Here is a 19,129-nt window from a genome sequence, read left to right as displayed (position 1 = left end):
TGCCGCCGGCCAGAGCCTGCTCGCTGCAGCGCTTACCGTTAGGCAGCGCGCACATCCCTATCGCCGAGCCGTCCAGCTGACGCGCCACCGACAGCGAGCCGCCGATCATCGCGCAGTTTGCCTGCCCGGTGCTGCTCATCGCAGCGCGCATGCCCGGTGATACGTGGGCCGCCGTCGCCTGCTGAACGGGTTCACTACTGCAGGCCGACAGTAATAACGCGGCACACCCAACTAAAAACGCAGCTCGCATCGTCTCTCCCCTCGGAAACATCTTAAAATAAACAAACCCAAGAATAATAGGCAGCCCGGCGCCCGACGTCGAGAGGCGAAACCGCTATTTATGCGCTCCATTAACATTTTCTAGCAAATTTCCCGCCGGATTGGCGATTCTCGCAAGGTATTCCCTCTCTCCCCCGCAGATGAATAACCGCAGGGGCTCCCGGCGGATAAAATTGTTGTGAGATCGATCATATTTTAAAACATGCCGGTTGACTTAAGCGGCGGCTGAAAATAGCTTACCGACCTATGATATCGTTTTCATAAAAATTCTATGGCCACCATAAAAGACGTAGCAGAAAAAGCCGGGCTTTCCGTCACCACGGTCTCCCGCTTCCTGAATAATCATCCCTATATCTCTGATGATAAAAAAGAGAAGATTCTGGCGGCGATGCAGGCGCTCGATTACGAGCCAAGCACCGTTGCCCAGCAGATGCGCGGCGTCAAAACGCACCGTATTGGGGTGCTTATCTCGCGCATTACCAACCCCTTCTTCGCAAGCCTGGTCGATGCCCTGGAAGTCACCGCGCGCAAAAATGGCTACTCGGTGCTGATCGTGCAAAACCACGACAGCGCCGGGGAGGAGAAGAACTGCCTCGACCTGCTGAAGAAAAAAATCATCGATGGCCTGATTTTATGCGCGGTAGAGAGCAATAAGAACGTGCTGGAGAAATACCAGCAATACGGCCCGATCCTGCTGTGTAATACCAGCCTCGAGGCCACCAGCCTGCCGGTGGTTAAAGTGGACGATCGCCGGGCGACCTATGGCGCCGTGACCTACTTGATCGGCAAGGGCTATAAAAATATCGCCTACTCAACTGGCGGCACCTTCGAGCAGAAAGGCCACGGCAGCCGCAGAAACCAGGGCTTTATCGACGCCATGCAGGCCGGCAAGCTGGATATCAATCCCGCGCTGATTTTCCGCCAGATGCATACCTATAAAGACGGACAAGGTCTCGCCGCCAAGATGCTGCAGATGGCCGCCAGCGAGCGCCCAGACGCGATTTTTGCCGGCAGCGATGAGGTCGCCTGCGGCCTGATTGCCGGCCTTACCGCCGGCGGCTTGAGCGTACCGGCAGATCTTGCGGTGGTGGGCTTCGATAATTTGCCGGTGGCGGAGATGATCAACATCCCTCTCACCACCGTCAGCCAGCCGATTGAGCAGCTGGGCAGAATTTCCGTAGAACGCCTGCTCGCGCTCATCAGCGGCACCCGCTATCAGTACGACGAGCAGGATTTGCACTCTGAATTGATTATCAGAGCGTCCGCTTAATTTTTTTATTTCAATATGGTATCGATATCATATCAAGGAGAAGTGATGAACACACCCCAGCAGCGCGCATGGTGGAAGGAATCCGTCGTCTATCAGATTTACCCGAAGAGCTTTTATGACAGCAACAACGACGGGACCGGCGATATTCGCGGCATCATTGCGAAACTCCCCTATCTCAAGACCCTGGGAATTACCCTCATCTGGGTGTCACCGTTTTACCAGTCGCCGATGGCGGATAACGGCTATGACATCGCCGATTACTTCGCGGTGAATCCTGATTTTGGCGATATGCGGGACGTGGACGACCTGATAGCGCAGGCCGGCGAGATGGGGATAAAGGTGATGATCGATCTGGTGGTCAATCATACCAGCGACGAGCACCGCTGGTTCCGCCAGGCGCTGGCGAACCCGGACTCCCGCTACCGCGATTACTATATTTTTAAACCGGCGGTTAACGGCACGACTCCCAACAACTGGCGCTCTATTTTCGGCGGCAGCGTGTGGGAAAAAGTGCCCGGCGAAGAGACTTACTATCTCCACGTGTTCCATAAAAAACAGCCCGACCTGAACTGGGAAAACCCGGCGCTGCGCGAAGAAATTTACGCAATGATTAACTGGTGGCTGGCTAAAGGGATCGCCGGGTTCCGCATCGACGCCATTACCTTTATCAAAAAGGATCAGGACTTCAGCCCGCTGCCGCCAGACGGTATCGACGGCCTGGCCTCCGTCAAAAGCAAGGCCCGCAACCGGCCGGGGATTGAGCTTTTCCTCAACGAACTGAAGCAAAGGACCTTTAACAAATTCAGCTGCGTGACCGTCGGTGAAGCCCCCGGCGTTCCGCTGGAAGAGTATGAGCGCTTTATCGGCCCGGAAGGCTATTTCGACATGATATTTGACTTCCACGCCGCCGATATCGACGTTGAAAATGGTTCAGAGTGGTTCCGGGAATGCGACTGGAGCGTCAAGGCGTTCAGGGAAACCCTGTTTGCCAGCCAGCTGGCCTTCGCCCGGGCGGGATGGGGTACCACTTTTATTGAGAATCACGACCAGCCTCGCGCCCTGTCGAAACTGGTGCGCGACGCTGACTATCAGAACGAGATCGGCGCCACGGCCCTCGCGGCCATGTACTTTTTCATGCGCGGCACGCCGTTTATCTATCAGGGACAGGAGCTGGGGATGAAGAACTTCTGCCGCAGCGAGATTAGCGAATTTAACGATATCTCAAGCCTCGATAATTACTACCGCTCGCTGGCGGAAGGCTTTAGCGCCGAGGAGGCCATGGGCTTTGTTAACCGCCGCTCAAGAGATAATTCGCGCACGCCGTTCCCGTGGTCCGACGGCGTCAATGCGGGCTTTAACAACGGCGCTACGCCGTGGCTGGCGCTGTCCACTGACGATACGTCGCTGAACGCGCAAAGCCAGCTGGCGCAAGCCGACTCGGTATTCTCTTTCTACAGAAAGATGATTGCCCTGAGAAATATCGACTTCCCTGAAACGCTGATTTACGGCACCTTCACCCCGCTGGAGGAGGCAGCCGGGAACGTTATCGCCTATGCAAGAAACTCGGCAACCGAGCGCCTTATTTCCATCACCAACCTCAGCGCCACAGAGCAGCCGTTTACCCTGCCTGACGGGGAAATCGTGCTCAGTAATTACACCAACGTGACTTCTACCCTCAAACCCTACCAGACCATTCTCATTAAGGGATGCGTTAAAAATGAACAAATATAAAAATATCGCCGTTGATATTGTTAATACGATTGGCAAGGACAACATTGCATCGGCCACCCATTGCGCGACGCGTTTGCGCTTACAGGTGAAGGATCGCGGAGCCATTGATGACGAAAAAATTCGCCAGATCGGCGAAGTGAAAGGCGTGTTTTATAATTCAGGTCAGTATCAGATCATTCTCGGCACCGGTATCGTCAACAAGGTTTACCAGGCGTTTGTGGAAGAGTTCCAGGTGGCCGAAGTCAGCAAAGACGAGATGAGCCGGCAGAGCACGGGCAGGCTGCAGCGGGGCATCAGAAACCTCTCAGACGTGTTCGTGCCGATCGTCCCGGTGCTCGGCGCCACCGGCCTGTTTCTCGGCCTGAAGGGGGTAATTTTTAACGATACGGTACTGGGCTGGTTTGGCAGCAACGTGCAGGATATCCCGGTTTACCTGCAGACGTTAACCACCGTCCTTTGCGATACCGCCTTTGCCTTCCTCGCGGCGTTTATCTGCTGGTCGTCATTTAAAAAGTTTGGCGGCACGCCGATTATCGGCTTTTTAATTGGCCTGATGCTGGTTTCACCGGCGCTGCCCAACGCTTACGATGTGGCATATGGCCACGCCGCGCCGATATATATATTTAGCTTTATTCCGCTGGTCGGCTATCAGGGTTCGATCCTCACCGCGCTCATTACCGGTATTATCGGCGCGAAGCTCGAGATCTATTTCCGCAGAGTCATGCCGAACTCGATGGATCTTATTTTCACGCCCTTTATCGTCATCCTGATTGCACTCGCCATTGCCCTGCTGGTATTAGGCCCGCTGGTGCACGGATTCGAACATTATGCGGTGATGGCGATTGGGCAGTTCCTCGCCCTGCCGGCTGGAATTGGCGGCCTGCTGATCGGTTTTATTTATCCCATCGCCGTGATGACCGGGATGCACCATATGTTCATCATGATTGAAACGTCGCTGATTGCCGGCACCGGCTTTAATCCGCTGATTACGGTCTGCGCGATGTACGGTTTTGCCAACGCCGCCGTGTGCGTGGCTATTTCGCTGAAATCAAAGAACCTGGCCTTTAAGACCGCCGGCATCTCCGCCACTATAACGCAGCTGCTGGGGGTCTCAGAGCCGGCCCTGTTCGGGATTGTGATGCAGTCGGGGATCCGGGCCATTATCGTGATGCTCACCAGCTCCGCGCTGGGCGGCATGGTGCTCTCGCTGATGGCGATCAAGGCTAACTCTTACGGCCTGGCGGTACTGCTCTCTCCGCTGATGTACCTCTACGACCGCTACCAGTTTATTAGCTATATCACCGTCGGCATCGCGGTATTTATTTTTGCCTTTATTGCCACGACTCTTTTTGTTAATACCAATAAACCCGTGGCCAAAAAATGATAACCCGCAGCTAGCCGCCACCTGACGGCTTAATCACAGCAACATAATTTTTGCTGGCACACTCTTCCGTGCTGCAGGCTTGCCTATGCCCGCAGCGCGGGAATTCTCTGCACAGGTATTAATAATGAAAATCTATACCCTTACGCTCTGCGCGCTGGCGCTGCCGTTATCCGCGCACGCCGCCGATATTACGCTTAATGACATCAACGCCCGTCTGGAAAAACTTGAGGCTGAATTAAAACAGTCAAAAATAGATTTACGCTACGCTGAACAAAAGATTGATAATGCGGAAAAGAGAGCCGCCGCCGCCGAGAATAATGCCAGCCAGGCCCGGCAGCGCCTGCTGGCCGTTGAGCAAAAAACGGATCGCGATATTGCTTCAATAAAAAATAAATCGCTTAACCAGGACCCGGCTGAAATTAAAATCGGCGGCTATGCCCGCACCGGGATCCTCACCGGAAAGCAAGGGGCTACCAGCACCGTCGGTCCTTCCCTGACGCCCGCCGGAAGCACCGGCGGCAGCGTCGGCCGTCTCGGCAATGAATCAGACACCTACGTCACCGCCGATATTAACTATCTGCGTCGCTATGATAATAACGCTAAGCTGCGTTATTACATGAAAATTGCCGAATGGGATAAAACCTATAATACCGACAGCGCCTTTAACGGCCAAATGAACCTGCGTCAGGCGTTTGCCGAAATGAGCGACCTTCCATCCTTTTCCGGGGCGTTCAAGCACGCAACCCTGTGGGCAGGTAAGCGCGAGGATCGCGATAACTTCGATATTCACTGGCTCGACTCCGACATGATGAATTTAATCGGTACCGGGGCCGGTATTTACGACGTTAACCTGGCCGGCGACGTCAAAACCAATCTGGCGATTTACGGGCGTAACTTTAATGATATTGATGACATGGCGAACGTTGAATATAACAACATGACCGGAGCCGCCAATACCTATATTCAGAACTATACCCTGTCGCTCAATAATAAATTGGGCCCGTGGCAGTGGATGGTTAACGGCCTCTACTCTAAGGATAACGATAAGCGTATTAATGACGGCCTGGCGACGGATAAGGCGGCGTCCAAAGGCTTCAACACCATGCTGGCCTATCATGGCGACACTTTCTATGGGCTCCTGCCCGGACTGTCCAAAACGGTGCTGCTGTATGGCCAGGCTCTGGGGGCGGAAGTGCGCGGCCCGGGGTCGGACGGCTATCTGATCGATGACGCCTGGACCGTTAAATTCTCCTCCTACGGCATCACCTCCCTGACCGACCGGCTTAGCCTGGCGCCGCTCATCGTCGCCCAGAGCAGCAATAGCCGCTACCTGGACGGCGATCGCTACGACTGGGTCACCCTCAACGCCAGGGTTATCCAGGAGCTCAATCAGAACTTTGCCCTGCAGTATGAGGCCAGCTACCAGTATATGGATATCGACCCCAGAGGCTTTAACGGCAACCGACCCGCCCGCGGAAGCTACTACAAGCTGACCTTTGCTCCGACCTTTAAAATGCACAACGTGACCGACTTTTTCGAGCGCCCGGAAATTCGCTTCTTCGCCACCTGGATGAACTGGGACAAAGCCCTGGATAGCTACTCCACCACCGACACCTTTGGCAGCGCCGGCTACCACAGCGGAGGCACGCTGATCTTCGGCGCCCAGCTCGAGACCTGGTTTTAAGCGCAGCGCTTTGTTGCCAAAGCGCCCGCAACGTTCAGACTAACGGCATAGTAATCAGCAAGATAGCAGCCACAGGTTCTCCTCGCCCGGCGCGCAGGCAGGGAGAACCTCATGGATCAATTTGTGCACTCGAAAGCCGCACAACTTCAAGGGCATAGCGAAAGCCCCTATACTCACTCCATATAATTACAGGATCCGCCGCCGTTTTGCGGGTCCCTTCTTTTTGTTTGCGCAATGTTAGGGTCTCTTTTTATGATTACTATCGACGGTAATGGCGCGGCCGCTTCTGTCGCGTTTCGCACCAGTGAAGTTATCGCCATCTACCCCATTACCCCCAGCTCAACGATGGCCGAGCAGGCGGACGCCTGGGCGGGTAACGGGCTCAAAAATATCTGGGGCGACGTGCCCCGGGTGGTCGAAATGCAGTCGGAAGCCGGGGCTATCGGCGCCGTGCACGGGGCGCTGCAAACCGGGGCCCTTTCGACCTCCTTCACCTCCTCGCAGGGTCTGCTGCTGATGATCCCGACGCTGTACAAGCTGGCCGGTCAGCTGATGCCGTTTGTCCTGCACGTCGCCGCGCGTACCGTCGCGACCCACGCGCTCTCTATTTTCGGCGATCACTCCGACGTGATGGCCGTGCGCCAGACCGGCTGCGCGATGCTCTGCGCCAGCAACGTCCAGGAGGCGCAGGATTTCGCCCTGATTTCGCATATTGCGACCCTCAAAAGCCGGGTGCCGTTTATCCATTTCTTTGACGGCTTCCGCACCTCGCACGAAATCAACAAAATCGCGCCGCTGGCGGATGACACCCTCCGCAGCCTGCTGCCGCAGGCTGAGATCGACGCCCATCGCCTGCGCGCGCTGAATCCCGAACATCCGGTAATTCGCGGAACCTCGGCTAACCCGGACACCTATTTCCAGTCCCGTGAGGCCACCAACCCGTGGTACGACGCGGTCTACGACCATGTCGAAACGGCGATGGACGATTTCGCTGCCGCCACCGGCCGTCGCTATAAACCGTTCGAATTCTACGGCCATCCCCAGGCCGAACGGGTGATTGTGGTGATGGGTTCCGCCATCGGCACCTGCGAAGAAGTGGTGGATGAGCTGCTCAGCCGCGGCGAGAAGGTCGGCGTGCTAAAAGTGCGGCTTTATCGCCCCTTCTCCGCCGCTCACCTGCTGGAAGCGCTGCCGGAAAGCGCGCGCGCCGTCGCCGTGCTGGACCGCACCAAAGAGCCCGGCGCCCACGCGGAGCCGCTGTACCTCGACGTGATGACCGCGCTGGCGGAGGCGTTTAACCGCGGTGAACGCGAAACGCTGCCGCGCACCATCGGCGGCCGCTACGGCCTGTCGTCAAAAGAGTTCGGCCCGGAGTGTGTGCTGGCGGTATTCAACGAGCTGAGCGCGGCGAAACCGAAGCCCCGCTTCACCGTCGGTATCTATGACGACGTCACCAACCTCTCTCTGCCGCTGGGGGAAAACACCCTGCCGTCGGAGGCGAAGCTGGAGGCCCTGTTCTACGGCCTGGGCAGCGACGGCAGCGTGTCGGCGACCAAGAACAACATCAAAATCATCGGCAACTCGACGCCGTGGTTCTCGCAGGGCTACTTCGTCTACGATTCGAAAAAGGCCGGCGGACTCACCGTTTCGCACCTGCGCGTCAGCGAGAAGCCGATTCGCTCCTCCTATCTTATCTCTCAGGCCGATTTCGTCGGCTGCCATCAGCTGCAGTTTATCGACAAGTATCAGATGGTGGAGCGGCTGAAGCCCGGCGGGATTTTCCTGCTGAATACGCCGTACGCCGCCGATGAGGCGTGGTCGCGTCTGCCGCAGGAAGTGCAGGCGACGCTCAACCAGAAGCAGGCGCGCTTTTATATCGTCAACGCCGCCAAAATTGCCCGCGAATGCAGTCTCGGCGCGCGTATCAACACCGTGATGCAGATGGCGTTCTTCCATCTGACGCAAATTCTTCCGGGCGACAGCGCGCTGGCCGAGCTCCAGGGCGCGATTGCCAAAAGCTACAGCAGCAAGGGCAAGGAGCTGGTTGAGCGCAACTGGCAGGCGCTGGCGCTGGCCCGCGAGTCGCTGGCCGAAGTGCCGCTGCAGCAGGTCACCGCCGCCAGTCCGAACCGCCCGCCGGTGGTCTCCGATGCCGCGCCGGACTTTGTCAAACCCGTCCCCGCCGCCATGCTGGCCGGCCTCGGCGATGCGCTGCCGGTCTCCGCCCTGCCGCCGGACGGCACCTGGCCGATGGGCACCACCCGCTGGGAAAAACGCAATATCGCCGAAGAGATCCCTATCTGGAAAGAGGCGCTGTGCACCCAGTGCAACCACTGCGTCGCAGCCTGCCCGCACTCGGCGATCCGCGCCAAGGTTATCTCTCCTGAAGCGATGGAAGCGGCCCCGGCCAGCCTGCATTCGCTGGACGTAAAATCCCGCGATATGCGCGGCCAAAAATACGTGCTGCAGGTGGCGCCGGAAGATTGCACTGGCTGTAATCTGTGCGTGGAGGTTTGCCCGGCCAAAGACCGGCAGAACCCGGAGATTAAGGCCATCAATATGATGTCGCGCCTTGAGCACGTTGAGGAGGAGAAGGTCAACTACGACTTCTTCCTCAGCCTGCCGGAGATCGACCGCAGCGCGCTGGAACGCATCGATATTCGTACCTCGCAGCTGATAAGCCCGCTGTTTGAGTACTCCGGCGCCTGCTCCGGCTGCGGCGAAACGCCGTACATCAAGCTGCTAACCCAGCTGTACGGCGACCGGATGCTGATCGCCAACGCCACCGGCTGCTCGTCGATTTACGGCGGTAACCTGCCGTCAACGCCGTATACCACCGACGCCAACGGGCGCGGCCCGGCGTGGGCCAACTCTTTGTTTGAAGATAACGCCGAGTTTGGCCTCGGCTTCCGCCTCTCCGTGGACCAGCATCGTCAGCGGGTGATGCGCCTGCTGGCGCAGTTTGCCGACGCGATAACGGCGGAGCTCAACGATGCTCTGCACGCCGAGGCCACCCCGGACGTCCGCCGCGAGCAGGTGGCGGAGCTGCGCCGCGCGCTGGCCGGCGCTGAGGGAGCTCAGGAGCTGCTGACCGACGCCGACGCGCTGGTGGAAAAATCCATCTGGCTGATCGGCGGCGACGGCTGGGCCTACGATATCGGCTTTGGCGGCCTCGACCACGTGCTGAGCCTGACCGAAAACGTCAATATCCTGGTGCTCGATACCCAGTGCTACTCCAACACCGGCGGCCAGGCTTCGAAGGCCACGCCGCTCGGCGCGGTGACCAAATTTGGCGAGCACGGCAAGCGTAAATCGCGCAAAGACCTCGGCGTCAGCATGATGATGTACGGTCACGTCTACGTGGCGCAGATTTCGCTGGGCGCCCAGCTGAATCAGACGGTGAAAGCGATTCAGGAAGCGGAGGCCTATCCGGGGCCATCGCTGATTATCGCCTACAGCCCGTGCGAAGAGCACGGCTACGATCTGGCGCTGAGCCACGATCAGATGCGTCAGCTGACCGCCACCGGGTTCTGGCCGCTCTACCGCTTCGACCCGCGCCGGGCGGATGAAGGTAAGCTCCCGCTGGCGCTGGACTCTCGCCCGCCGTCGGACGCGCTGGCGGAAACGTTGCTCAACGAACAGCGCTTCCGTCGCCTCAACGCCCAGCAGCCGGAGGTGGCGGAGCAGCTGTGGAAGGATGCCACGGCCGATCTGCAAAAACGCTATGACTTCCTTGCGCAGATGGCCGGTAAAGCGGAGAAACCCACCGTCGAAAGCTAGTTTGTAGCGCGCCTGAGCGTTGCCATAAAAAAAGCCCGAATGAATATTCGGGCTTGTCATTTTACCGTTTAAATAGCCCGTAAGAGGACCGCGGGCGGCGGCAGCAATAATGCGGCTGACAATAAACAAAGGCATATAACGCGCGAATAATATCCCATTAATTTCCCGCCGTATAATTTTTATTTTATATGTATTGTATTGATAGATTCACTAAAATTATTATCACGGCAGCGGGTTATTTATTTTAGATTTTACTTATAGCAAAGCATTTTATATTTATTTTACTTTAACAGCCTTCACCTGTAATAATTAAGAGACTTCGAAGGCAGTCAAAAAAACGTCAAAGAATTTTCCAAATGAAAGAACGCGCTGGCCATCATGAACCGATAATTTATATTATTTCTCCGATGATACGTATTCTGCTGATGATATGAGCGATATCCGTCCCGGCTTCAAAGGCGAAACTCATATTCGCGATCTGCTGACCGGCTACGGCCAGTGGAAATATCACGTTCGGGCCAATAATAGCGAATCCGATACCAACAACGCCTGGGCCCGTCCGGCATTCGCCGATCTGAAATTTGGCGAGTGCCGGGCGCACCAACGAGCAGACTCATCGCCCGACCGCCGACGGCGACAAGGGTCTGGTGAAATATGCCGATATCGGCGCGACCTTTTACTTTAGCCGCACTATCTCCACCTACGCTGATGACAAAATCACCCTGCCGGACGAAGAACATAGCGGCTACGCAAACCACGGCATCGGCGCCGATGACGTCGTGGCGCCAGGCCTGGCCTACCCGTTCTGCCGCCGTGGCCCGCTGGGAGCTGCGGGCCTGCGCCCCTCTGTCTGCCGACATTTTAACCAAATCAAAACAATATACCTGTTGCGTTAAAATAGTCGTCCAGTGGATGATATATTGCTTATAAGACCGCTCGTAAAGGACGCCAGCCATGCATCATCATCCCGTAAAATCATCACGCATCAGCTCCGTCGCCTACGACGAAGCCTCCGGCATCCTTGAAATACGCTTTCGTGACAATAAAACGCTGCAGTACTGCGACGTTCCGCCGCGGGTGTTTCACAACTTTCTGCAGGTCGTTTCCAAAGGTCGTTTTTATGACGGGGTTATCAAAGGTAAATTTACCGAACGTTCCGCGGTCTGAAGCCAAAGTGTGACCCTGGTCATTGTACATATTGCCCCTGAATGTCGTACACTTTTAAAGGTTAATTAAACAGGAGGTTTTATGACCAGAATAATTCTTGTACCCATAGATATTTCTGATACAGAATTAACTCAACGCGTTATCAGCCACGTTGAAGCCGAAGCACGGATTGATGATGCTGAAGTCCACTTTCTGACCGTGATCCCCTCTCTTCCCTATTATGCCTCGCTGGGCATGGCCTATACCGCAGAGATGCCGCCGATGGATGAGTTCAAGGCGGACTCCGAAACGCGACTGAAAGAGGTGGTGAAGCAGTTTGCCATCCCTGAAGACCGGGTGCATTTCCATATTGCCGAAGGTTCGCCGAAGGACAACATTCTGGGACTCGCGAAGTCGCTGCCGGCAGATTTAGTCATCATCGCCTCGCACCGCCCGGATATTACGACCTACCTGCTTGGCTCTAACGCCGCGGCCGTCGTGCGTCACGCAGAGTGCTCCGTACTGGTTGTCCGCTAACCTCTCCAGCCCGCCGCCGGTGCGGGCTTTTTATCTTAATCCTTCGCCGCTTAAACTCTCTTAAATGTGCTGACATCCCCGGCGCGAATCCGTACCATACACGCCACAGACTGATACTCATCGACGTCAGATGCCATAAGTTGCCGCCGTCAGCAACGCTGCTGGCAGAATGCGTGTCCACACTACGAACTGAGCCATTATTAAATGCTGCAGAATCAAGATATTAGTAAGAAAGAAAAGTACAACATCGACAAGTTATCTAAATAACCACAAATCACTGAATTCATTAATTTTATATTTAAATACAGTCACTTACAACACCAATCAAACTACTGCAACCTACGCTATCCTACAAAAATATTGCCCTTTTTTTGCCCTTTTTTTCATTCAATGCCCCCTATATGCCCCTCTTTTGCGAGCAGCTTTCCACAACGAAAACGTGCTCGTTTACGGTAATATCCTCCCATGACATCATCAATCCCGTTAATCATGTAAATTTCGGTGCGCACCACTTTTTCATGATTATCCTCTTCTTTAAGCTTACCCCTTCGATCAGTACCATACATGACACCTATACTTTCAGTTTGACCACTGGAGGTAATCATGTATGGACGCTTTGCTCAATCACAAACGCGAGAAGAGTACCTGGCGTATCTGGCTGATGAGGCCAAGCGGGATATCGCCTTTGACCCCGAACCGATCGGACGTTACAACGTTGCGCCAGGCACCAAAGTCCTGTTGTTGAGCGAGCGCGACGAACAACTACACCTCGATCCTGTTGATTGGGGCTACGCACCCGGGTGGTGGGACAAACCTGCGCTCATCAATGCTCGCGTGGAAACCGCGGCAACCAGCCGGATGTCTGGCAGCATGGCCGGGCGATCTGTTTTGCGGATGGCTGGTTTGAGTGGAAGCGTGAAGGTGACAAGAAACAGCTTCTTTCTAATATACTCATATATATATTTGTTTTTTATTTTTATTTCATTTTAAATGACCACGAAATGACCACAACAAAAAACCGGATAGCTTGATTTTTTGATGTATTTAAAGGGATGCAACAATTACAAAAAACCCGACCAAAGGCCGGGTTTATGCGTGCTCGCCGGTTGGTATTCCGGGTAACGCGGTGATGCTCTCCAACTAACAAACAAGATTAATCCCCCACAGCCCAAAAGACAACCAGCAGACAAAATGCCCCTTTTTTTCTCCTCCGTCACCGGCTGACGCGATCACATTTGAATGCATACAGCGCCCAAAAAATCCGCCAGCCATTGCCATGACATTTTTTTGCAGATGCCCGCACGGCGCGACTTTCAAGAAAACTTATCTCCAGCGACGCCGCCAGCAACCTCACGCAATTGAAATAAATTCATTTAATAACAATGAGTTGATTAAAACTTAGACTCCAGCCCTTCGCCATTACCAGGCAAAACCCGGCAAAATGTGGCGTACTGTGCCAAAACCAATAGCGCCGAACATCCCAGCAATGGCGTGGCTCAGGCTATTGATCGGCGGGTAATCAGTTTGGCAAAATATTGAACATGCAAAGAGCGCAGGCGCGGGGGGCGTAGCGCCATTTAGTCAGGTGAAGACGTTCGTTCCGTGTATTCCCCTCAAAGTTACAGTGCTCTACTCCTATGTATGATATTACGGTTAATGATCTAGTAGAAAAATGCCTTAGCCCACACTTAGGAGAAGGTTTCTCTAGACTAAATTAATAAATAAATGTAATTTTGGCATGACGATTTTTTTATTGATGAGAAGAGAACTATCATGCGTGAAGGTTTCGGCGGGTTTTATGGTAATAGCGAGGAGACAATCGAACTCGTACTCAAATCTGATAAGACAATTTTCATTTTTGATACCAATATTTTTTTAACTCTATACAGATGTGAGGAAGAAACCCGCAATCAATTCTTCGAAATTTGGAAGAAAGTTAAAGACAAATGTTGGTTTCCTCATCATGTATGTCTAGAATATCAACGTAATCGTTTAAGTGTTATTAAAGGAAGTAGAGATTCATTAAATGCTATACCGAATAAAATTAAGAATACTATAAACGACTTGAAAAAGGAAATTTATGGAAACACGCACAGCCAGACAATATCAAGATACTCAAAACTTCGTAATGAAATAGATAATTTATTTGAAAAAATTGATAACAATATTAATTCCTTCATTTCAGATTCTATTGATGTGAGAAATGAGAAAATTGACTTCTTCACTTCTCATGATGTTATTCGCGACGAGATAGATTCACTCACTGAGGGGAAGATCGGTCCTGCCCCCGCATCACAGAAAATTATTGAAGCGTTGAATAAAGAAGGGAAAATTAGATATCAATACAAAATGGGACCTGGCTATGAGGACTCAACTGATAAAAAGAATAACTTCTACGCCTTTAATGGGATAAGGTATGATGCGGAATACGGAGATTATTATGTATGGAGTCAAATCCTCGATTATGCCCAAAGCTCCGACGAAATAAATATTGTATATGTTACAAATGATGCTAAATCAGATTTTTTCTATAAGTTAGACGGAAAAATTCGTGGCCCAAATGAATCCCTTACCTCAGAAATAAAAAACCGAGGTGTGAAAGAATTTATCTTACAAAACTTAGACACGTTCCTTCATCATGCTAAAACTCATCTTAACGTACAAATTGAGCAGGAAACAATTACTGAATTGAGTAATGCCAGCAGTATTTCTCAAGTTCTTACATCCAACAAAGATGACAATTCACTTACGAATAGCTCTGACTCAACTCATTTAGAAAACCAACTTCACACAAAGTATCTTCTTATTCAAAATGCAATCCTCAAACGTCAAGAAGAGTTAACTACGTTGAATGCATACAGTAACAAAATCGCAAACAATTCAAGTTTCAGTGAGTTTGAAAAAAAGAAAAACAGATTAAATCAAGAACTCCAAATGTATTATGGTTTTCTAAGGGAGTTAGCAGGTGATATAAGTATATTGCAGGAGAAAAACGCTCTAGAACAATTAATCAATGAAAATAAACAACATTAACGAAATTATGTAATAGAATCTTTTTTATGAGACGTTGGTTATTTAGTGTATAACCAACGTCAGTTCTCATATTATTTTGTCTTTCAAGTTAGGTTGAATAGTATAAGGTAATTAGCCGATCATGTTGTTGTACTTCGTGCGAAGAGCTGCGGGCTTTGCCGCAGTCGCGCTGATCGCCCCGCTGTTTGTCGGGGTACCCGTATTGTTATGAGTATGTTCCGCCGTCTGCCTCGCCAGCTCTTCGAGCACGCCCAAAGTATCGATAAACAGGCGCATGAGGTTCACCCTCTCCGAACCGATCACGATCGAGGGTGCAAGGATATGATGTGCCGCCGCGACGTTTTTACGGATCCCTGTTATACGCTCAGTCAGTGCACCGCCGACCGTCGCCTCAACAATGCCGATTGTCACATCTCCCACGCCTTCGCACCCGCGACAAAGAAAAAACTTTTCTCACATCTGAGCAAATTGATATTTTACTGAATACTCTAGAGAATTCTTATTATCGCTTAGCAGTTCTAGCGCTTGCTACCGGCGCACGATACGAAGAAGCCGCGCAACTGACAATCTCTCGCGTTCAACAAAATAAGGTGACTTTTACTGATACAAAAAATGGGAGAGATCGCACTGTCCCGATTGGCCCTGATGTTCACAAAATCATCACGGATAAAGTGAAGAGCGGGAAGCTTTTCCCCGGTGTACGCTATGAAACCTTTCGTGCAACCCTAAAAAGGCTTTTTGATCTTCCCGAAGGCCAGGCCACACACGTGCTCCGTCACACATTCGCAAGTCATTTCACGATGAATGGTGGAAATATCATCACACTACAAAAGCTTTTAGGACATGCTTCAATCAAACAGACGATGGTTTACGCTCACCTGGCCCCCGACTATTTGAATGAAGTCATTACCCTAAACCCGTTCATAAAGCGTGACATGAAATGATCCACATTTTGACCTAAACAATCAGCTTTCACGAGGTTTGAATAGAGTTGCTTAGCATGTAACTCACTGTTAAATATTGTAAATTATTGATTTTACAGTACCCACGAAAAAACAGCCCTATTTCATCCACAGGAAGGACGGTAAGCCCATATTCATGGCGGCTATCGGCAGTGTGCCTTTTGAGCGCGGCGACGAAGCTGAAGGATTTTTGATTGTAACCGCTGCAGCCGATCAGGGGCTGGTCGATATTCACGACCGCCGACCACTGGTACTGTCACCAAAAGCAGCTCGAGAATGGATGAGGCAGGATATTGGAGGGAAAAAGGCGGAAGAGATAGCTGCCGACGGTTCAGTGTCAGCAGATCATTTCAAATGGCATCCTGTTTCACGCGCCGTGGGCAATGTTAAAAATCAGGGTCCTGACCTTATTGAAATTGTGTAATAATACTTTTTAACAAAAAGTCACTGCATTAGTAATTTTTGAGGGATAAAAATGGACATAGAATTTTTTCTACTTGAACGTACTAAGTTTATTGCTTTTTTTTACAAAACAGCTTCCACACCATTTTCTCAGATCATGAATGATATAGTTAACCAGATCCCCCCTTATGTTCCTCCTTACAGTGAAGATGCTGAACCACCATTCTTAACTGAATGGTTAGATGCCAAATATGGTTTAGATACCTGCGGTCATCATGCCATATCAATGCTATCTTCTTCTCTTCAGCTATTTTTAAAAGCATGGGTAGACAGATTAGATAGATTTCAAGGGATGACATTCGAGGTTAACTTCAAAAAAAATGGGTGGCTTAATGGATACCTTCAAATTTTCAAAGAGTTAGAGTTGGACATGGACGATTGCCCTGCAAATCTTAAAATTATTGAGCAATTACCCCTTGTGCGAAATCGTATCCAACACCCTGAACACCTTACATCAATCTATATCGAACATTCAGATAATGATTTAACAAAACTATCAAGACCATATTTCATTCAAGAATCAGAGTTTGATTCAGTATCTGATCAAGAAAATAACTCTTGGTTACTCCCCCCTGTGATATCACCATCACATGAGAAAATAATGGAAGCCGTCAATAATGTGGAGTTATTAGGCTCGTGGTTGGAAAACCAGTACAGGAAAGCTAGAAATTAAATACACACGAAGAATACAAATAAATTTTTTACTATTAAAACTTAGCTTCACATATTAATGACTCAGGGGTATAGCAATCTAATGTTTGATTAAAGTGTTTTATTTTACAAACAGCAAATCGCTATACCTCGTCGTGTACCGCGGGGATAACATTTCCCGTTTCATCTGCCAGGCTGCCTGTATACCTTGGCCGGCAAAATACAACGCCCCTCTTCCATTTTTGGCATTGAGATGATCCAGGACCTCCATCAGTTTTTCGCTGTTTTGCCGCGGTGCATTATCGTCAAATAGATTTAGCTGAGCCACGCCCTGGCTGTAAAAATCCCCCAGCATCACGCCTGCTTTCTGGTATCTATGCCCATCTTTCCAGACAGCGTCCAGGCACCTGGTCGCCGCGGCGATTATATCGCGGCTGTCCTGGGTCGGGGTCAGCAGCTTTACCGATGCGCTGTTGCCGTAATACGGCTCGTTCAGAGCAAACGGGCTGGTTTTCACGAACACTGAGATAAACCGGCAATACTGGTGCTCACCACGAAGTTTCTCAGCTGCGCGCGAAGCGTAACTACATATCGCCTGCCGCATCTCATCATATTCCGTGATACGCCCACCGAACGAGCGGCTGCAGACTATTTCCTGTTTTACCGGCGCGAACTCCTCCAGACCGAGACAAGACTCTCCGCGCAGCTCCCGCACGGTTCTTTCCAGCACCACATTAAAATGCTTCCGGATAAAACGGATATCAGTATCAGCCAGCTGCAGTACGGTTTTGATGCCCATCGCTTCCAGTTTTTTGCTAATGCGGCGCCCTACGCCCCAAACCTCATTCACTGGCAGTGCAGCCATCAACTTACGCTGTTTTTCGATATTGGACAGGTCAACCACCCCGCCGGTCTGCCGCTGCCATTGTTTTGCAGCATGGTTGGCCAGCTTCGCGAGGGTTTTCGTTTGAGCGATTCCTACACCTACTGTGAGATGCGTTCTGCGCAGTACCGTCTCGCGTATCTCCCGACCAAAATCGGTAAGGTCCCGGCAGTTGCGAACACCACTCAAATCGCAAAAGGCCTCATCGATACTGTAAATTTCGCACCGAGGTGATAACTCCTCCAGCGTTGTCATAACGCGATTCGACATATCCGCGTAGAGCTCGTAATTGCTGCTAAAGCAGATAACTCCCTGCCGGCGAAACACATCCTTCTGTTTGAAGTACGGCTCACCCATTTTGACGAACGGCTTTGCTTCGGCCGAACGTGCAATCACACAACCGTCGTTATTCGACAGGACGAACACCGGCCTCCCTTTCAAATCGGGCCGGAACACTGTCTCGCAGCTCGCATAAAATGAGTTCACATCACAAAGCGCGAACATCTCAGCCCGCCGCTTTAATTATGTAGGTAACGACGCCAAAAATATCGAGTGTGTCTTCACTCCCGACGACGATCGGGGAATAAGCGCTGTTCATAGGGTTAAGCTGCACCGTCGGCCGTAGTTGCAGCTTTTTGACAGTGAACTCCCCATCCACCGCGGCGATAACGATATCTCCGTGAGCTGCTTTACGAGAGCTATCGACGACCAAGAGATCGCCCTCACTGATACCGCCCTCGATCATGCTGTCTCCGGCCGCCTTAACGAAATACGTTGCGCTGGGGTGGTTAATCAACAGCTCGTTGAGGTCGATTCGCTGTTCAACATAATCCTGCGCCGGGCTTGGAAATCCGCATTGCACTGGGTCACTGAACAACGGGAGTGGGATGATCTGACGTAGCTCAACAGGCGTAAAAAACTTCATAATAAGGCACCAAACAAATACTGTTATTATATACAGTAGATTTATCTTGGCGACATATCAATATAGGTTCAGGCTATCAATTCCTCCTACAGGTGTAACGTATTGATGTAATGAGTAAGGTAAGTCTTAAAGTTTTTTCCGTGTTTCACTGATTGATGGCTTTACCAGCAATGCAGGGATAAAATTTTCTCGCTGTGGTACTGCCACCTTAGCAACTTGCTTACCTGCTAGCTCTTGCATACGGCTCGCAGGTAAGCATCCTTAATCTTGCGGAGAACGTCCTCCTCCCTACTTCGGCCGCATCTACAAACCAGCTTTCTCGTAATGTTATTCGACAGCTTCAGGGCAGACAATCTACATCCCCCCTAACATCAAAGCATTCTGTTCGTATTGCATCTCCAT

General features: G+C 51.6%; 17 protein-coding genes and 2 pseudogenes. 14 read left to right on the top strand and 5 right to left on the bottom strand.

Annotation, left to right across the window (positions count from 1 at the left end):
• The coding region (locus PFH44_RS05630) for a putative hemolysin (protein WP_283824536.1) at positions 1-250 on the bottom strand (250 nt) is incomplete at its 3' end.
• A 300-nt stretch (positions 251-550) separates the two neighbouring features.
• On the opposite strand from PFH44_RS05630, the gene PFH44_RS05625 reads away from it, so the two are divergent.
• The 9 genes from PFH44_RS05625 (at position 551) to uspF (ending at position 11,811) form a co-directional block, all read left to right on the top strand.
• Positions 551-1,549: a LacI family DNA-binding transcriptional regulator gene (locus PFH44_RS05625; protein ID WP_283824535.1), complete on the top strand. Its 999-nt coding sequence runs from the start codon at positions 551-553 to the stop codon at positions 1,547-1,549.
• 45 nt (positions 1,550-1,594) lie between these two features.
• The gene (locus PFH44_RS05620; protein WP_283824534.1) at positions 1,595-3,280 is read left to right on the top strand and encodes an alpha-glucosidase; all 1,686 of its coding nucleotides are present in this window, start codon (positions 1,595-1,597) and stop codon (positions 3,278-3,280) included.
• Positions 3,267-4,664 carry a PTS transporter subunit EIIC gene (locus tag PFH44_RS05615; protein WP_283824533.1) on the top strand — a complete coding sequence of 466 codons (1,398 nt, stop codon included), beginning with the start codon at positions 3,267-3,269 and terminating at the stop codon, positions 4,662-4,664. Before PFH44_RS05620 ends, PFH44_RS05615 begins: the two co-directional genes overlap by 14 nt.
• A 124-nt stretch (positions 4,665-4,788) precedes the next feature.
• On the top strand, positions 4,789-6,348 hold the full coding sequence (locus PFH44_RS05610) for a carbohydrate porin (RefSeq protein WP_283824532.1): 1,560 nt from the start codon (positions 4,789-4,791) through the stop codon (positions 6,346-6,348).
• A 252-nt stretch (positions 6,349-6,600) separates the two neighbouring features.
• Entirely contained in the window at positions 6,601-10,128 is a 3,528-nt protein-coding gene (gene nifJ, locus PFH44_RS05605; RefSeq protein WP_283824531.1) for a pyruvate:ferredoxin (flavodoxin) oxidoreductase, read from the top strand.
• Between the two features lie 430 nt (positions 10,129-10,558).
• Complete coding sequence (locus PFH44_RS05600) at positions 10,559-10,813, top strand: porin (RefSeq protein ID WP_283824530.1); 255 nt, start codon at positions 10,559-10,561, stop codon at positions 10,811-10,813.
• Positions 10,710-11,024, top strand: a complete 315-nt coding sequence (locus PFH44_RS05595) for a porin (protein WP_283824529.1) — start codon at positions 10,710-10,712, stop codon at positions 11,022-11,024. Before PFH44_RS05600 ends, PFH44_RS05595 begins: the two co-directional genes overlap by 104 nt.
• A 58-nt stretch (positions 11,025-11,082) precedes the next feature.
• Positions 11,083-11,295, top strand: coding sequence for a KTSC domain-containing protein (locus PFH44_RS05590; protein ID WP_045855117.1), 213 nt, complete (start codon positions 11,083-11,085; stop codon positions 11,293-11,295).
• A gap of 81 nt (positions 11,296-11,376) precedes the next feature.
• Entirely contained in the window at positions 11,377-11,811 is a 435-nt protein-coding gene (gene uspF / locus PFH44_RS05585; protein ID WP_045855116.1) for a universal stress protein UspF, read from the top strand.
• A gap of 383 nt (positions 11,812-12,194) precedes the next feature.
• Here the strand turns inward: uspF and PFH44_RS05580 are convergent, their stop codons facing one another.
• On the bottom strand, positions 12,195-12,416 hold the full coding sequence (locus PFH44_RS05580; RefSeq protein WP_283824528.1) for a hypothetical protein: 222 nt from the start codon (positions 12,414-12,416) through the stop codon (positions 12,195-12,197).
• On the opposite strand from PFH44_RS05580, the pseudogene PFH44_RS05575 reads away from it, so the two are divergent.
• Together PFH44_RS05575 and PFH44_RS05570 are read left to right on the top strand one after the other, a co-directional pair.
• A pseudogene (locus PFH44_RS05575) lies at positions 12,415-12,746 on the top strand (SOS response-associated peptidase family protein); the annotation flags it as partial. The gene PFH44_RS05580 and the pseudogene PFH44_RS05575 sit on opposite strands and share 2 nt — an antisense overlap.
• An 838-nt stretch (positions 12,747-13,584) precedes the next feature.
• Positions 13,585-14,844, top strand: coding sequence for a PIN-like domain-containing protein (locus PFH44_RS05570; RefSeq protein ID WP_283824527.1), 1,260 nt, complete (start codon positions 13,585-13,587; stop codon positions 14,842-14,844).
• A gap of 111 nt (positions 14,845-14,955) precedes the next feature.
• On the opposite strand, the gene PFH44_RS05565 is transcribed toward PFH44_RS05570, so the two are convergent.
• Positions 14,956-15,255: a hypothetical protein gene (locus tag PFH44_RS05565; protein ID WP_283824526.1), complete on the bottom strand. Its 300-nt coding sequence runs from the start codon at positions 15,253-15,255 to the stop codon at positions 14,956-14,958.
• Here PFH44_RS05565 and PFH44_RS05560 point away from each other — a divergent pair.
• The 3 genes and pseudogenes from PFH44_RS05560 (at position 15,249) to PFH44_RS05550 (ending at position 16,941) form a co-directional block, all read left to right on the top strand.
• Positions 15,249-15,788, top strand: a complete 540-nt coding sequence (locus PFH44_RS05560; protein WP_283824525.1) for a tyrosine-type recombinase/integrase — start codon at positions 15,249-15,251, stop codon at positions 15,786-15,788. The two genes, PFH44_RS05565 and PFH44_RS05560, sit on opposite strands and share 7 nt — an antisense overlap.
• A gap of 106 nt (positions 15,789-15,894) precedes the next feature.
• A pseudogene (locus PFH44_RS05555) lies at positions 15,895-16,230 on the top strand (SOS response-associated peptidase family protein); the annotation flags it as partial.
• Positions 16,231-16,281: 51 nt separating this feature from the next.
• Entirely contained in the window at positions 16,282-16,941 is a 660-nt protein-coding gene (locus PFH44_RS05550) for a hypothetical protein (RefSeq protein ID WP_283824524.1), read from the top strand.
• Between the two features lie 99 nt (positions 16,942-17,040).
• On the opposite strand, the gene PFH44_RS05545 is transcribed toward PFH44_RS05550, so the two are convergent.
• A complete protein-coding gene (locus tag PFH44_RS05545; RefSeq protein WP_283824523.1) occupies positions 17,041-18,306 on the bottom strand; it encodes a Y-family DNA polymerase in 1,266 nt (421 codons plus the stop codon).
• Position 18,307: 1 nt separating this feature from the next.
• On the bottom strand, positions 18,308-18,727 hold the full coding sequence (locus PFH44_RS05540; protein ID WP_283824522.1) for a translesion error-prone DNA polymerase V autoproteolytic subunit: 420 nt from the start codon (positions 18,725-18,727) through the stop codon (positions 18,308-18,310).
• Positions 18,728-19,129 lie beyond the last annotated feature (402 nt).

It is taken from the genome of Klebsiella sp. Ech2A (assembly GCF_030078455.1).
In the GTDB taxonomy this organism is placed as follows: domain Bacteria; phylum Pseudomonadota; class Gammaproteobacteria; order Enterobacterales; family Enterobacteriaceae; genus Klebsiella; species Klebsiella terrigena.
The sequence above is the reverse complement of the archived record's forward strand: the minus strand, read 5'-3'. Positions and strand labels throughout refer to the sequence as shown.

Bases quoted from the DNA above. Each gene is read 5' to 3' on its own strand.
- PFH44_RS05550 (WP_283824524.1), top strand. From the start codon at position 16,282: ATGGACATAGAATTTTTTCTACTTGAACGTACTAAGTTTATTGCTTTT.
- PFH44_RS05540 (WP_283824522.1), bottom strand. From the start codon at position 18,727: ATGAAGTTTTTTACGCCTGTTGAGCTACGTCAGATCATCCCACTCCCG.
- nifJ (WP_283824531.1), top strand. From the start codon at position 6,601: ATGATTACTATCGACGGTAATGGCGCGGCCGCTTCTGTCGCGTTTCGC.
- PFH44_RS05620 (WP_283824534.1), top strand. From the start codon at position 1,595: ATGAACACACCCCAGCAGCGCGCATGGTGGAAGGAATCCGTCGTCTAT.
- PFH44_RS05580 (WP_283824528.1), bottom strand. From the start codon at position 12,416: ATGATTACCTCCAGTGGTCAAACTGAAAGTATAGGTGTCATGTATGGT.
- uspF (WP_045855116.1), top strand. From the start codon at position 11,377: ATGACCAGAATAATTCTTGTACCCATAGATATTTCTGATACAGAATTA.
- PFH44_RS05545 (WP_283824523.1), bottom strand. From the start codon at position 18,306: ATGTTCGCGCTTTGTGATGTGAACTCATTTTATGCGAGCTGCGAGACA.
- PFH44_RS05600 (WP_283824530.1), top strand. From the start codon at position 10,559: ATGAGCGATATCCGTCCCGGCTTCAAAGGCGAAACTCATATTCGCGAT.
- PFH44_RS05570 (WP_283824527.1), top strand. From the start codon at position 13,585: ATGCGTGAAGGTTTCGGCGGGTTTTATGGTAATAGCGAGGAGACAATC.
- PFH44_RS05610 (WP_283824532.1), top strand. From the start codon at position 4,789: ATGAAAATCTATACCCTTACGCTCTGCGCGCTGGCGCTGCCGTTATCC.
- PFH44_RS05625 (WP_283824535.1), top strand. From the start codon at position 551: ATGGCCACCATAAAAGACGTAGCAGAAAAAGCCGGGCTTTCCGTCACC.
- PFH44_RS05615 (WP_283824533.1), top strand. From the start codon at position 3,267: ATGAACAAATATAAAAATATCGCCGTTGATATTGTTAATACGATTGGC.
- PFH44_RS05590 (WP_045855117.1), top strand. From the start codon at position 11,083: ATGCATCATCATCCCGTAAAATCATCACGCATCAGCTCCGTCGCCTAC.